Origin of the sequence: Microbacterium sp. LjRoot45, from assembly GCF_964253325.1 — a bacterium.
GTDB lineage: Bacteria > Actinomycetota > Actinomycetes > Actinomycetales > Microbacteriaceae > Microbacterium.
The window spans coordinates 1,428,311-1,441,276 of record NZ_CAXUQM020000001.1; the positions used below are offsets into that span (position 1 = coordinate 1,428,311).

Annotated in this window: 13 protein-coding genes; 2 read left to right on the forward strand and 11 right to left on the reverse strand. The window is 68.2% G+C overall.

Going from position 1 to position 12,966, the window contains the following annotated elements; all coding sequences use genetic code 11:
* Nucleotides 1-4: 4 nt before the first annotated feature.
* The 9 genes from secF to pdxS form a co-directional block, all read right to left on the reverse strand.
* Nucleotides 5-994 (reverse strand): protein translocase subunit SecF, encoded by a 990-nt coding sequence (gene secF, locus ACSQ18_RS06750; RefSeq protein ID WP_436036359.1) that lies wholly within the window; start codon nucleotides 992-994, stop codon nucleotides 5-7.
* Complete coding sequence (gene secD / locus ACSQ18_RS06755) at nucleotides 994-2,727, reverse strand: protein translocase subunit SecD (protein ID WP_144807820.1); 1,734 nt, start codon at nucleotides 2,725-2,727, stop codon at nucleotides 994-996. The genes secF and secD overlap by 1 nt, the downstream gene beginning before the upstream one ends.
* Before the next feature lie 33 nt (nucleotides 2,728-2,760).
* Nucleotides 2,761-3,204: a preprotein translocase subunit YajC gene (locus ACSQ18_RS06760; RefSeq protein ID WP_436036360.1), complete on the reverse strand. Its 444-nt coding sequence runs from the start codon at nucleotides 3,202-3,204 to the stop codon at nucleotides 2,761-2,763.
* Between the two features lie 75 nt (nucleotides 3,205-3,279).
* A complete protein-coding gene (ruvB, locus tag ACSQ18_RS06765; RefSeq protein ID WP_436036361.1) occupies nucleotides 3,280-4,314 on the reverse strand; it encodes a Holliday junction branch migration DNA helicase RuvB in 1,035 nt (344 codons plus the stop codon).
* On the reverse strand, nucleotides 4,307-4,924 hold the full coding sequence (gene ruvA / locus ACSQ18_RS06770; protein WP_436036362.1) for a Holliday junction branch migration protein RuvA: 618 nt from the start codon (nucleotides 4,922-4,924) through the stop codon (nucleotides 4,307-4,309). The genes ruvB and ruvA overlap by 8 nt, the downstream gene beginning before the upstream one ends.
* A gap of 57 nt (nucleotides 4,925-4,981) precedes the next feature.
* On the reverse strand, nucleotides 4,982-5,548 hold the full coding sequence (ruvC, locus tag ACSQ18_RS06775; protein WP_436036363.1) for a crossover junction endodeoxyribonuclease RuvC: 567 nt from the start codon (nucleotides 5,546-5,548) through the stop codon (nucleotides 4,982-4,984).
* A gap of 67 nt (nucleotides 5,549-5,615) precedes the next feature.
* Nucleotides 5,616-6,374: a YebC/PmpR family DNA-binding transcriptional regulator gene (locus ACSQ18_RS06780; RefSeq protein WP_144807824.1), complete on the reverse strand. Its 759-nt coding sequence runs from the start codon at nucleotides 6,372-6,374 to the stop codon at nucleotides 5,616-5,618.
* A gap of 81 nt (nucleotides 6,375-6,455) precedes the next feature.
* Nucleotides 6,456-7,049: a pyridoxal 5'-phosphate synthase glutaminase subunit PdxT gene (gene pdxT, locus ACSQ18_RS06785; RefSeq protein ID WP_436036365.1), complete on the reverse strand. Its 594-nt coding sequence runs from the start codon at nucleotides 7,047-7,049 to the stop codon at nucleotides 6,456-6,458.
* Nucleotides 7,039-7,923, reverse strand: coding sequence for a pyridoxal 5'-phosphate synthase lyase subunit PdxS (gene pdxS, locus ACSQ18_RS06790; RefSeq protein ID WP_436036366.1), 885 nt, complete (start codon nucleotides 7,921-7,923; stop codon nucleotides 7,039-7,041). The genes pdxT and pdxS overlap by 11 nt, the downstream gene beginning before the upstream one ends.
* A 90-nt stretch (nucleotides 7,924-8,013) precedes the next feature.
* On the opposite strand from pdxS, the gene ACSQ18_RS06795 reads away from it, so the two are divergent.
* Entirely contained in the window at nucleotides 8,014-9,348 is a 1,335-nt protein-coding gene (locus tag ACSQ18_RS06795; RefSeq protein WP_436038395.1) for an aminotransferase class I/II-fold pyridoxal phosphate-dependent enzyme, read from the forward strand.
* 7 nt (nucleotides 9,349-9,355) lie between these two features.
* A complete protein-coding gene (gene pdxY, locus ACSQ18_RS06800) occupies nucleotides 9,356-10,207 on the forward strand; it encodes a pyridoxal kinase PdxY (RefSeq protein ID WP_436036367.1) in 852 nt (283 codons plus the stop codon).
* A gap of 15 nt (nucleotides 10,208-10,222) precedes the next feature.
* Here pdxY and ACSQ18_RS06805 read toward each other — a convergent pair whose 3' ends face one another.
* A complete protein-coding gene (locus ACSQ18_RS06805) occupies nucleotides 10,223-10,762 on the reverse strand; it encodes an HIT family protein (RefSeq protein WP_436036368.1) in 540 nt (179 codons plus the stop codon).
* Nucleotides 10,759-12,768, reverse strand: coding sequence for a threonine--tRNA ligase (thrS, locus tag ACSQ18_RS06810; protein WP_436036369.1), 2,010 nt, complete (start codon nucleotides 12,766-12,768; stop codon nucleotides 10,759-10,761). The genes ACSQ18_RS06805 and thrS overlap by 4 nt, the downstream gene beginning before the upstream one ends.
* Nucleotides 12,769-12,966 lie beyond the last annotated feature (198 nt).

Here is a 12,966-nt window from a genome sequence, read left to right on the forward strand (position 1 = left end):
CCGCTCAGGCCGTCGTCAGAGCCTTCTCGCGAGCGGCGAGGATGCGCGCATCGCGAGCCTGGATGTCCGCCTCGTTCTCCCGCAACAGCGAGAAGAGCGGGGCGGCCACGAACAGCGTCGAGTACGCCGCCACGATCGTTCCGACGAAGATCGACAGCGAGATGTCGGTGAGGGTCTGAGCACCGAGCCAGAGGGCGCCGATGAAGAGGATCGCACCGGTCGGGAGCGCCGCGACCACCGTCGTGTTGATCGAGCGGATCAGGGTCTGGTTCACCGCGAGGTTGACGGACTCTCCGAACGTGCGGCCGGACTTCTCACCGTCTTCATGGGTGTTCTCACGGATCTTGTCGAAGACGACGGTCGTGTCGTAGAGCGAGTACGACAGGATCGTGAGGAAGCCGATGACGGCCGCGGGAGAGATCTCGAACCCGAAGACCGCGTAGATACCGACGGTGATGACGAGCACGTCGACGAGACCGATGATGGCGGCGACCGACATCTTCCACGTGCGGAAGTAGATCGCGAGGATCATGAAGGTCAGCGCGAGGAAGATCGCCAGACCCCACAGGGACTGCCGGGTGACGTCCTGGCCCCAGCTGGGTCCGATGAACGACGAGCTCACGCTGTCCTGATCGACGCCGTAGACCTCCGCGAGGGCTGCGGTGACGGCACGTGTGTCGGCGTCGGTCATCTGGTCGGTCTGAACGCGCACCGCGTCGTCGCCGATCGTCGTCACCTTCGTCGCGGCACCCGGGACGACCGACTGCACGGCTTCCGTCGCGAGCGTCTGGTCGGGCGAGGCGACGTCGTTGACCGTGAACTGCGAACCGCCGGTGAACTCGATCGAGAACTGCACGGGACGGAACACGGGCACGAGCGCCGCGCCGATCACGAGCACCGCGGCGATGATGAACCAGAGGCGACGCCGCCCGACGAACGGGAAGGACGTCTTGCCGGTGTAGAGGTCGTTACCGAGCTCGTTCATGGAGCGCATCAGTCGTCTCCCTCCGTCGTGGAGCGGGTATTGCTGCCCTGCTCGGCCAGCTTTCGTTCCGCGATGGTCTGCCGGCGCTCAGCCTCGCCGCGCGATTTGGACGCCCGGCGCTGCGCGGCGCTGCGACCGCCGGCATCGACGGGAGCCCGGAACTGCGCACGGCCGCGGTAGACGGCGCCGAGCGCCTCGGGGTCGAGACCGGAGAGCGGGTGGCCTCCCCCGAAGAACCGGGTGCGCGCGAGGAGCTGGAGCACCGGATGCGTGAAGAGGATGAAGATGCCGATGTCGATCAGCGTCGTGAGCCCGAGCGTGAACGCGAAGCCCTTCACGGTGGCGTCGGCCAGGATGTACAGCACGACGGCGGCGAGGATGTTGATCGACTTGGAGATGTAGATCGTGCGCTTCGCGCGCCCCCAACCGTCTTCGACGGCGCTCGTGATCGACTTCCCGTCGCGGAGTTCGTCTCTGATGCGTTCGAAGTACACGATGAAGGAGTCGGCGGTGAAGCCGATCGTCACGATCAATCCCGCGACACCGGCCAGCGACAGACGGAAGCCCATGCGCCAGGCCAGGATGCACAGCGTGATGTAGGTGAGAACACCCATGACGACGAGCGAAGCGATGATGACGAAGCCCAGCGCGCGGTAGACCACGAGCGAGTAGATCGCGACCAGGAGAAGCCCGATGAGTCCGGCGACGAGGCCGATCTGCAGCTGCTGCGAGCCGAGTGTCGCCGAGATCGAGTTGGAGCTCTGCACCTCGAAGCTGAGCGGGAGCGCTCCGTACTTCAACTGGTCGGCGAGAACCTTCGAGGTCTCCTGCGTGAAGTTACCGGTGATCTGCGGCTTGCCGTCGAGGATGACGGCGTTCATCGACGGTGCGGAGAGCACCGACCCGTCGAGGACGAAGGCGAACTGGTTCAGCGGAGCCGTGGCTCCGTAGAGCCGCTGGCTGATCTTGCCGAAGGTCTCCGTGCCCTCCCCGTCGAAGACGATGTTGACGGCCCACTGGTTGTTCTGCGTGTTCAGGCCGTTCGATGCGTCCGAGATCGACGAGCCATCCAGTTCCACGGGTCCGAGGATGTACTTCGCGGAGCCGTCGTCCTGACAGGTGATGAGCGGCTGATCTGCCGGCTCGGTTGCCGGCGAGTTGTCGGGGTTCGTGCAGTCGTACGCGAGGAATTCGGCGTAGAGAGCGTCGGTGATCCAACTCGGGTCGCTGCCGTTGCTGGGCTCGGCCGTGGGGGTCGCGTTGAGGGTCGGGTCGGGGCTCGGGTACGGCGTCTCGTTGCCGTCGTCGCCGACGTAGGACGTCGCCGGTGTGCCCGTATAGAGCACCGCTCGCAGCTGGAGCTGTGCGGATGCCTCGATCCGGTTGCGCGTCTCCTCGTCGGCCTGACCGGGAACCTGCACGACGATCTGGTTTCCGGCCTGCGTCGTGATGTCGGCTTCTCCGACTCCCGACGCGTCGACGCGCTGACGGATGATCGACGCGGCCTGCTCCATCTGCTCCGTCGACGGCGGATTCCCGTCGGGAGTGGTGGCCTGAAGGATGATCTGGGTGCCGCCCTGGAGGTCGAGCGCGAGCTCAGGGGCCCACGAGCTGCCGGGGTTGCCCTCGGAGTCCGTGAAGACGTAGACGCCGAGAGCGTTGATGCCGAAAAGGAGCGCCGTGAGCACCAGCAGTCCGGTCAGGGCGCGCCAGGCATGGCGAACAGGGGTGGGAGCGGCCACGGAGAGTCCTTCTCGAGAACGACGGAAGCGGTGTCAGGCCCGGGGCTTGTCGTCGGCGTCGGGGGTGACGTCCGAGTCGGCAGTCGCCACAGGGTCGGCCTCGACGGCATCCGTCTCGGCCGCGACGTACTCGTCTTCGGTGACGGGCTCCTCGTCCTCGACGACGCGGATGATGGCCTGGCTGTGCACTTCGATCTCGACGCCCGGGGCGAGCGCGATGATGGCGGGACGTGAGAGGTCGTCGGCGTCGAACGACACGAGCGTGCCGTAGAGGCCGCCCTGCAGGAGCACCTTGACGCCCGGGACCATGGCCCGCTGCTTGCTCTCCTGCTCTGCCTTCATCCGCGCGGAGCGGCGACGCGAGCTCCAGAACATGAACACGATCAGTGCCAGCAGGAGGAGGAGCATTCCGTACTGGGCGAAGAACGAGGAGACCGGGTCCATCTGGGGCGCGTCCTGCGACGTTGCGAAGATCATGGAGTAAGGGCGCCTTTCACGACGGGCATGCCGCGCGAAGCGGCCAACAAGGGATCTGGCGAGAGCCTTCAGTGATTATAGGTCATCGAATCTCAGCGCCTCGTCGGCGCGGGGAACGCGCAGGTGCGCGTAAGCCTCCGGAGTGGCGACACGCCCGCGAGGGGTGCGACCGAGGAACCCGATGCGAACGAGGTAGGGCTCCACGACCGATTCGATGGTCTCGGACTCCTCACCCACCGTGACCGCGAGGGTGTTGAGCCCCACCGGTCCGCCGCGGAAGCGCCGGATCACGGCGTCGAGCACAGCTCGGTCGAGGCGATCGAGGCCGATGGCGTCGACGTCGTAGAGCTCGAGGGCTGCGGCCACGTCGGCCTCCGTCGCGGCGTTGCGCCCCGGGCCGCCATGAACGATGACGTAGTCGCGCACGCGTCGGAGCAGGCGGTTGGCGATGCGAGGCGTTCCGCGCGAACGCCGGGCGATTTCGGCGCGAGCCGCCGCGGGCACGTCGACTCCGAGCATCCCCGCGGAGCGAGCGATCACGAGCTCGAGTTCCGCGGGCTCGTAGTACTCCAGGTGCGCCGTGAATCCGAAGCGGTCGCGCAGAGGGTTGGGAAGGAGGCCCGAACGTGTCGTTGCCCCCACAAGTGTGAACGGTGCGAGATCGAGGGGGATGCTGGTGGCCCCCGCCCCCTTCCCGACCATGATGTCGATCCGGAAGTCCTCCATCGCGAGGTACAGCATCTCCTCGGCGGACCGGGCCATGCGGTGGACTTCGTCGATGAAGAGGACCTCTCCCGGGACGAGGCTCGAGAGCAGCGCCGCGAGGTCACCGGCGTGCTGAATCGCCGGTCCGCTCGACATGCGCAGGGGTCGCTCGCTCTCGTGGGCGACGATCATGGCCAGCGTCGTCTTGCCGAGACCGGGAGGCCCGGACAGGAGGATGTGGTCGGGAGGCCGCTGCTGGATGCGGGCGGCGTCGAGGAGGAGTTGAAGCTGCCCGCGAACCTTCTGCTGTCCGACGAACTCGGCCAGCGACGTCGGGCGAAGCGCGCCCTCTACCGCCAGTTCGCTCTCATCTTCGGCGAACGCCGGGTCGCGCTGTTCAGCCACGTGGCTGCTCCGCACGTGCGGGGCCGAGGTGTGCGAGGGCGAGCTTGAGCAGCGCCGGGACCGATGCCGTCTCGTCCGACTCCGCGAGGACGGTCGAGACCGCCTCCGTGGACACGCGCTCGTTCCACCCGAGGGCGACGAGCGCCGCGACCACCTGGCTGCTGAGGGCGGGTGCGGACGTGCCGGCGACACCCGTGGCGGCTGCCGCAACGGCGTGCAGCTTCCCCGCCAGTTGGACCACGATGAGCTTCGCCGTCTTCGGCCCGATGCCCGACACGCGGCGGAAGGGCGCGTCGTCTTCGGCGGCGACTGCCGACGCGATCTGAGCGACCGTGAGCGAGGAGAGCACTCCGAGTGCCGATTTGGGACCGACACCCGAGACTCCGAGGAGCTGGCCGAAGACCACGAGCTCTTCTCGCTCCCGGAATCCGTAGAGCGAGAGCGCGTCTTCTCGGACGATCAGCGTCGTGTGGATCACGATCTCATCGCCCACGTGGAACTCGCGGGCGAGTTGCGGAGTGACGGCGACGGCGAAACCCACTCCGCCCACGTCGATCACAACGCTCTCGGCGTCGAGGTGCAGCACGCGGCCACGCAGCGATGAGATCATGCGGCGAGCCTACGGTGCGGTTCGGACATTTGTTCGAGCGACACGCGGCGGCGGTGCTCAGCGACGCGCGAGGCGCTCGGCATCCGCCCACGCGCGTTGCGCAGGAGTCAGCGCGTCTGCTCCGCGATCCGCACCGGGCGTGCCGCGCCGCCAGGCGTGGCACAGGGCGATGGCGAGCGCGTCGGCGGCGTCGGCAGGCTGTGGGAGAGCGTCGAGGCGCAGCACCCGAGCGACCATGGTCTGCACCTGCCGCTTGTCTGCCGACCCGTAGCCGGTGATCGCCGCCTTCACCTCGGACGGGGTGTGCGTGGCCGCCGGAAGCCCTCGCTCCCCCGCGATCAGCAGCGCGATGCCGCTGGCCTGAGCGGTGCCCATGACGGTCTGGCGGTTCTGCTGGGCGAAGACACGCTCGACCGCGATGACATGCGGAGCGTGATCGTCGACGACGGCACGAAGCCCTGCGGCGATGACGGCGAGGCGCTCGTGAATGGGCGCGTCGGGTTCGCTGCGCACGACGCCGACATGTACGAGCGAGGCGGAGCGGTCCGCTCTCACGTCGACGACGCCGACGCCGCACCTCGTGAGTCCGGGGTCGATGCCGAGGACGCGCAGGACGGATGCCATCCCCTCACGCTACGCGGCCCGTCCGCGCTCAGTCGTCAGGCACGCGGTGACACGATGCCCGGCGAGCTCACTCGTCGTTCTCGAGCTCCGCCTGAACGTCTGCGGGCAGATCGAAGTTGCTGAAGACGTTCTGCACGTCGTCGCTGTCTTCGAGCGCGTCGATGAGGCGGAAGATCTTCCGCGCCGTCTCCGCGTCGATCTCTACCTTCAACGAGGGCACGAACTCCACGTCGGCCGACTCGTAGTCCAGCCCGGCCTCCTGGATCGCGCTGCGCACCGAGACCAGGTCGGACGGGTCGGTGATGACCTCGAAGCCCTGCGCGTGAGGTTCGATCTCCTCCGCGCCGGCCTCCAGGGCCGCGAGCATGACATCGTCCTCGCTCACGCCTTCGCCGGAGACGACCAGCACGCCCTTGCGGTGGAAGTTGTAGGCCACGGAGCCGGGGTCGGCGAGCGTGCCGCCGTTGCGCGACAGGGCCGTGCGCACCTCGGCGGCGGCACGGTTCTTGTTGTCGGTAAGACATTCGATCATGAGCGCGACGCCGTTCGGGCCGTACGCCTCGTAGATGATCGTCGTGTACTCGACCGACTCGCCGCCGATTCCCGCACCGCGCTTGATGGCGCGGTCGATGTTGTCGTTCGGGACCGAGGTCTTCTTCGCCTTCTGTACGGCGTCGTACAGCGTGGGGTTGCCTGCGAGGTCGGCACCGCCGAGCTTGGCGGCGACTTCGATGTTCTTGATGAGTTTGGCGAACGACTTGGCACGACGCGCGTCGATGACGGCCTTCTTGTGCTTGGTCGTCGCCCACTTGGAGTGGCCGGACATGGCGTCCAGTCTATGGGGATGCCGTGGTGGCCCGCGCCGCGGCGACCCGTCGCGCATCCGGGCGGCTGAGGGGTCAGGAGGTCAGCCTGCGCGCACGGCGTCGAGGAACAGCGCGTGGAACCCGCTCTCCCCCGTCACCTCCGGGTGGAACGCGGTGCCGAAGAGGGTGCCCTGCCGGACGGCGACGATGCGCCCGTCGGCCAGCCGGGCGAGCACCTCCACGCCCTCCCCCGTGTCGATGACCAGGGGCGCGCGGATGAACGCCGCATGCACGGGTGTCGGAGACACCGTCGGCACGTCGAGGTCCACCTCGAACGAATCCGCCTGCGTGCCGAAGGCATTGCGCTGCACGGTGACGTCGAGCCCGCCGAACGTCTCCTGACCGGCGATGGCGTCGGTGAGTCGGTCAGCCAGCAGGATCAGCCCGGCGCAGGTTCCGTACATCGGCATCCCCTCGGCGATCGCCGCGCGCACGGGCGCCTGCATGCCGAAGGAGCGAGCGAGCTTGTCGATGACGCTGGACTCCCCTCCCGGGATCACGAGTCCCGACACGGATGCCAGTTCCTCCGGCCGACGCACGGGTACGGCGTCCGCTCCGAGCGACGTGAGCACGCGCAGGTGCTCGCGCACGTCGCCCTGGAGGGCGAGAACGCCGACGCGCGGGCTACCAGCCACGCTCGGCGAGGCGATGCGGAGCGGGAAGGTCGGACACGTTGATTCCGACCATCGCCTCGCCGAGACCGCGCGAGACATCGGCGATGACCTTCGCGTCGTCGAAGAACGTCGTCGCCTTCACGATCGCGGCGGCACGCTGGGCGGGGTTGCCGCTCTTGAAGATCCCGGAGCCGACGAACACGCCGTCAGCGCCCATCTGCATCATCATCGCCGCGTCGGCGGGGGTGGCGACACCGCCGGCGACGAACAGCACGACGGGGAGGGTGCCGGTCTCCGCGACCTCGGCGACGAGGTCGTAAGGTGCCTGCAGCTCCTTCGCCGCGACGAACAGCTCGTCCTTGCTCATCGAGCGCAGCGCGTTGATCTCGCTGCGGATCTTGCGGATGTGCTTGGTCGCCTCCGAGACGTCGCCGGTGCCCGCCTCGCCCTTGGAGCGGATCATGGCGGCGCCCTCGTTGATGCGCCGCAGGGCTTCCCCGAGGTTCGTCGCACCGCACACGAAGGGCACCGTGAAGCCCCACTTGTCGATGTGGTTGACGTAGTCGGCGGGAGAGAGCACCTCCGACTCGTCGATGTAGTCGACGCCGAGCTCCTGCAGCACCTGCGCTTCGACGAAGTGGCCGATGCGCGCTTTGGCCATCACCGGAATGGAGACGGCGTCGATGATGCCGTCGATCATGTCGGGGTCGCTCATGCGCGACACGCCGCCCTCGGCGCGGATGTCTGCGGGAACCCGCTCGAGCGCCATGACCGCGACGGCGCCGGCATCTTCGGCGATCTTCGCCTGGTCTGGAGTGACGACATCCATGATGACGCCGCCCTTGAGCATCTCGGCGAGGCCGCGCTTGACGCGGGAGGATCCGGTGACCGACACGATGTGTCCCTTTCCATTCGGGTTTGACCTAGGCCAAAAACTAGCATGTCCGGACAGGCGCGCGTGCCACTTAGGATCGGGAGGGTGACGCTGACAGAAGAGATCACCGGCGGTTCGGCTGCGGACATCGCTGACAGCGTTCGCACGCTCCAGGAGCGCGGTGTCCTCCGGCCGGGCGACCCCCTCCCCCCGGTCCGCAGTCTCGCCGATCGGCTCGGTGTGAACCGCAACACCGTCGTCGCGGCGTATCGGCAGCTCACCCAGGCGGGCGTGGTCGTCACGCGCGGCCGCGGCGGTACCGCCATCGCCGACCCGGCCCGCGTCGCACAGGAGGGATTCGCCGCCGACTCGGTGCTCCGCGACATCGGCACGGGCAACCCCGACCCCGACCTGATCCCTGACCTCTCGCGAGCGCTGGCGCAGGTCGCCGGGCGGCCCGTGCTCTACGGCGAGCCGGTCATCGACCGCGAGCTGGAGCAGTGGGCGGATGCCTGGATGCGCGAGTCGATCGATCCCGCTCTCTCCCTTCGTCTCACGATCACCAGCGGAGCCTCCGACGCGATCGAGCGTCTGCTCGCGCAGACGCTCACGCGCGACGATGCCGTCGCCCTGGAGGATCCGTGCTTCCTGTCGAGCATGAACACGGTGCGCCTCGGCGGGTACCGACCCGTACCGGTGCCGGTCGACGGCGAGGGGATGACCGTCGAGGGCCTGCGCGCCGCGCTGGATGCCGGAGCGCGTGCGGTCGTCTGCACGCCGCGGGCGCAGAACCCCACCGGCGCGAGCCTCACCGCCCGTCGTGCCGCCGCGCTGCGGGACGTGCTCGCAGACCATCCCTACGTGCTCGTCATCGAGGACGACCACTTCTCGCTCCTCTCCACGTCTCCGTACGTCTCACTCATCGGACCGGACCACCGACGGTGGGCGCTCGTGCGGTCGGTGTCGAAGTTCCTGGGGCCCGACATGTGCCTCGCCGTCACCGCCTCCGACCCCGACACCGCGGAGCGGCTGGCGATGCGGTTGAGCCCCGGCACCACGTGGGTGAGTCACCTCCTGCAGCGTCTGGTGCTCGCTCTCCTCACCGACGAGACGGTGCGCGACGGCATCCGTGCGGCGTCCGCGCATTACGCGCGTCGTAACAGCGCCTTCGCCGAGCGTCTGAACGCTCACGGATTGCCGGCGAAGACTGCCGACGGCCTCAACCTGTGGGTCGAACTCCCCGTCCCCGCACGCGCCGCTGCGGAGCAGCTCATGCGTCGAGGCTGGCTCGCGCGCACGGGAGACGAGTTCGTCCTCGCCGATGCCGCCGCGACCCGGCGCCTACGTCTCACCGTCCACGACCTCTCCGATGCCGACGCCGAGCGCCTGGCCACCGACCTCGCCGCCGCCGTCGCGTCGGCGACCGAATCCCGAAGGGTGGGATGATCTCCCCGTGAAGATCCTGTCGATTCAATCCGCCGTCGCCTACGGTCACGTAGGGAACTCCGCCGCCGTCTTCCCTCTCCAGCGCATCGGCGTCGAGGTCTTGCCGGTCTACACCGTGAACTTCTCCAACCACACGGGGTACGGTGCATGGCGAGGTCCTCTCATCAGCCCCGACGACGTGCGAGACGTGATCACGGGGATCGAGGAGCGCGGTGCCTTCGCGGACATCGATGTCGTGCTGTCGGGCTACCAGGGCGGCGAGGGCATCGCCGACGTCATCCTCGATGCCGTCGCGCGCGTGAAGGCGGCCAACCCGTCGGCGGTCTACGCGTGCGATCCCGTGATGGGAAACGCCAAGAGCGGGTGCTTCGTGGCCCCCGCCATTCCCGTGCTCCTGCGCGAGCGTGTCGTCCCCGCAGCCGACATCATCACTCCCAACCAGTTCGAACTGGGCTTCCTCACCGACACGGAGCCGGGCGACCTCGCCTCCACGCTCGCCTCTGCGGACGCTGCACGCGCGATGGGGCCGTCCACCGTGCTCGTCACGAGCGTCGAACGTCCCGACCGTCCCGCCGACACGATCGAGATGCTCGCCGTGACCGACGAGGGCGCCTGGATCGTCCAGACTCCTCGTATCCCGATGAAGGCGAACGGTTCGGGCGACGTGACCGCCGCGCTCTTCACGGCGCATTACCGGGCGACGGGCGACGCCGCCGATGCGCTGGCGAAGACGGTGTCGAGCGTCTTCGACCTGCTCACCACGACCCACGAGTCGGGCGCGCGCGAGCTTCAGCTCATCGAAGCGCAGGAGTACTACGCGCACCCTCGCCTGCAGTTCGCCGTCTCGCAGGTGCGCTGAGACCGCGGGGTCGATTCACGCGGGCGGCCATGCCGACGCGACCGCCTCGCGGACCTCGCCGAGCAGCTGCGGCAGCGCCTTCGTCTTGGCGATGATCGGGAAGAAGTTGGCGTCGGTGGCCCACCGCGGGACGACATGCTGATGGAGGTGTTCGGCGACACCCGCCCCGGCGACCCGTCCCTGGTTCATGCCGATGTTGAATCCATCGCAGCGTGAGACCTCCCGCAGCACGCGCATGGCCGTTTGCGTGAGCGCCCCGATCTCGGCCACTTCTTCCGGCGTCGCCTCGTCGTACGTCGCGATGTGCCGGTACGGGCACACGAGGACGTGTCCCGAGTTGTAGGGGAAGAGGTTCAGCAGCACGTAGGCGGTCTCACCGCGCGCGACGATCAGGCCGTCCGCGTCGGATCGCGCGGGCGCCGCGCAGAAGGGGCACTCCTCCTGCATGGCCTCCGGGCCGGCCTGGATGTACGCCATGCGGTGCGGCGTCCACAGCCGCTGGAACTCGTCGGGCACCCCGCCGAGTCGTGCGGCGTCTTCCAGGCCGTCCGTCACGCGAGGTCCTCCGCCGTGTTGACGAGCGTGTGCTCCGCGATCGCGCGGACGATCCGCTCGATCGCCTCGTCGACGGGGATGCCGTTGGTCTGCGTGCCGTCGCGGAAGCGGAACGAGACCGTTCCCGCCGCGCTGTCCTGCGCGCCGGCGATGAGCTGGAGGGGAACCTTCTGCGTCGTGTGCGTGCGGATCTTCTTCTGCATGCGATCGTCGGAGTGGTCCACCTCGGCGCGCACGCCGGCCGACCGGAGGCGGTCGATGATGCCGTCGAGGTAGGGCGCGAAGTCCTCCGCGACAGGGATGCCGACGACCTGGACGGGCGCGAGCCACACCGGGAAGGCGCCGGCGTAGTGCTCCAGCAGAATCGCGAAGAAGCGCTCGATCGAGCCGAACAGCGCCCGGTGGATCATGATCGGTCGGTGCTTCTCACCGTCGGAGCCGGTGTACTCCAGGCCGAAGCGCTCCGGCAGGTTCGGGTCGACCTGCACCGTGGAGAGCTGCCAGGTGCGGCCGATGGCATCCTTCGTCTTCAGGTCGATCTTCGGACCGTAGAAGGCGGCCTCTCCGGGAACCTCGGTGAGCTTCAGGCCGCTCGCCACGGCGACATTGCGGAGCGCGTTCGTGGAGTACTCCCAGAACTCGTCACTGCCGATCCACTTCGCCTTCTCGTCGTCGCGCATCGAGAGTTCGAGCTCGAAGTCGTCGAGGCCGAAGTCGCGCAGCATCGAGATGACGAACTCGAGCACGCGGGTCGCCTCCGCCTCGAGCTGCTCGGGCGTGACGAACAGGTGGGAGTCGTCCTGAGTGAAGCCGCGCACCCGGGTGAGTCCATGCAGGGCCCCCGACAGCTCGTTGCGGTACACGGTGCCGTTCTCGGCCAGACGCAGCGGCAGGTCGCGGTAACTGCGCGCACGCTCCTTGTAGATGAGGATGTGCATCGGGCAGTTCATCGGCTTCAGGTAGTAGTCCTGCCCGGCCTTGGTGACGTTGCCTTCGGCGTCGGTCTCCTCGTCCATCCGGATCGGCGGGAACATGCCGTCCTTGTAGGTGACGAGGTGGTTGGAGGTCAGGAACAGATCCTCCTTCGAGATGTGGGGCGTGTACACGTAGGTGTAGCCGCCCTCGATGTGCCGCCGACGTGCGTGCTGTTCCATTTCGCCGCGCACGATGCCGCCGCGCGGGTGCCAGACGCTGAGGCCCGAGCCGATCTCGTCGGGGAACGAGAAGAGATCGAGTTCCTTGCCGAGCTTCCGATGGTCGCGCTTGGCGGCTTCCTCGAGACGCTGCTGGTAGGCGCGCAGTTCGTCCTTGGTGGCCCACGCCGTCCCGTAGATGCGCTGCAGCTGAGGGTTCTTCTCGCTGCCGCGCCAATAGGCGCCCGCGATGCGCGTGAGGTCCCACCCGTTGCCGACGATGCGGGTCGACGGAACGTGGGGTCCGCGGCACAGGTCCTTCCAGGCGGTCTCGCCGTCGCGGGTGACGTTGTCGTAGATCGTGAGCTCGCCGGCGCCGACCTCGACCGACGCGCCCTCCGCGACTTCCTTCGTGCCGCCCTTCAGGCCGATCAGCTCGAGCTTGAACGGCTCGTCGGCGAGCTCCGCGCGGGCCTCGTCGTCGGTGACGACACGGCGCACGAAGCGCTGCCCCTCGCGGACGATCCGCTCCATCTCCTTCTTGATGGCCTTCAGATCCTCGGGGGTGAACGGCTCGTCGACTCCGAAGTCGTAGTAGAAGCCGTCGACGACGGGCGGGCCGATGCCGAGGTTCGCCTGCGGACGGATGCGCTGCACGGCCTGGGCGAGGACATGCGCAGTCGAGTGGCGCAGGATGGCGAGCCCGTCGGGGCTGTCGATCGCGACGGGCTCGACGGCATCCGTTGCCGTGACGACGGTCGCGAGGTCTTTCAGTTCGCCGTTGACGCGCAGCGCGATGACGGAGCGGTCGGGGAAGAGGGCGAAGCCGTCGGCGGGATAGGACACGTCCGACGGGGTGGTGACGTCAGTCAAAGGAGCTTCTCCAGAGAATCGCTGTTGTCCAGCTGGGTGGAATGATCTGCTCAGCTTCGGACGCGTCAGCGTCCTGCCCGCTCAGGCGTGAGGCGTTCGCGTGCCGGTGCGCGCGACGAAGGCCGCGGCGAGGCTCCGGCGGTGTTCCATGCACCGAGTCTATCGTCGCCGCGCACCCGTGCCGTGGCGCTGCGTCCG

Bases quoted from the DNA above. Each gene is read 5' to 3' on its own strand.
- secF (WP_436036359.1), bottom strand. From the start codon at position 994: ATGCGCTCCATGAACGAGCTCGGTAACGACCTCTACACCGGCAAGACG.
- ACSQ18_RS06760 (WP_436036360.1), bottom strand. From the start codon at position 3,204: ATGATCTTCGCAACGTCGCAGGACGCGCCCCAGATGGACCCGGTCTCC.
- ruvA (WP_436036362.1), bottom strand. From the start codon at position 4,924: ATGATCTCATCGCTGCGTGGCCGCGTGCTGCACCTCGACGCCGAGAGC.
- ruvC (WP_436036363.1), bottom strand. From the start codon at position 5,548: ATGGCATCCGTCCTGCGCGTCCTCGGCATCGACCCCGGACTCACGAGG.
- ACSQ18_RS06780 (WP_144807824.1), bottom strand. From the start codon at position 6,374: ATGTCCGGCCACTCCAAGTGGGCGACGACCAAGCACAAGAAGGCCGTC.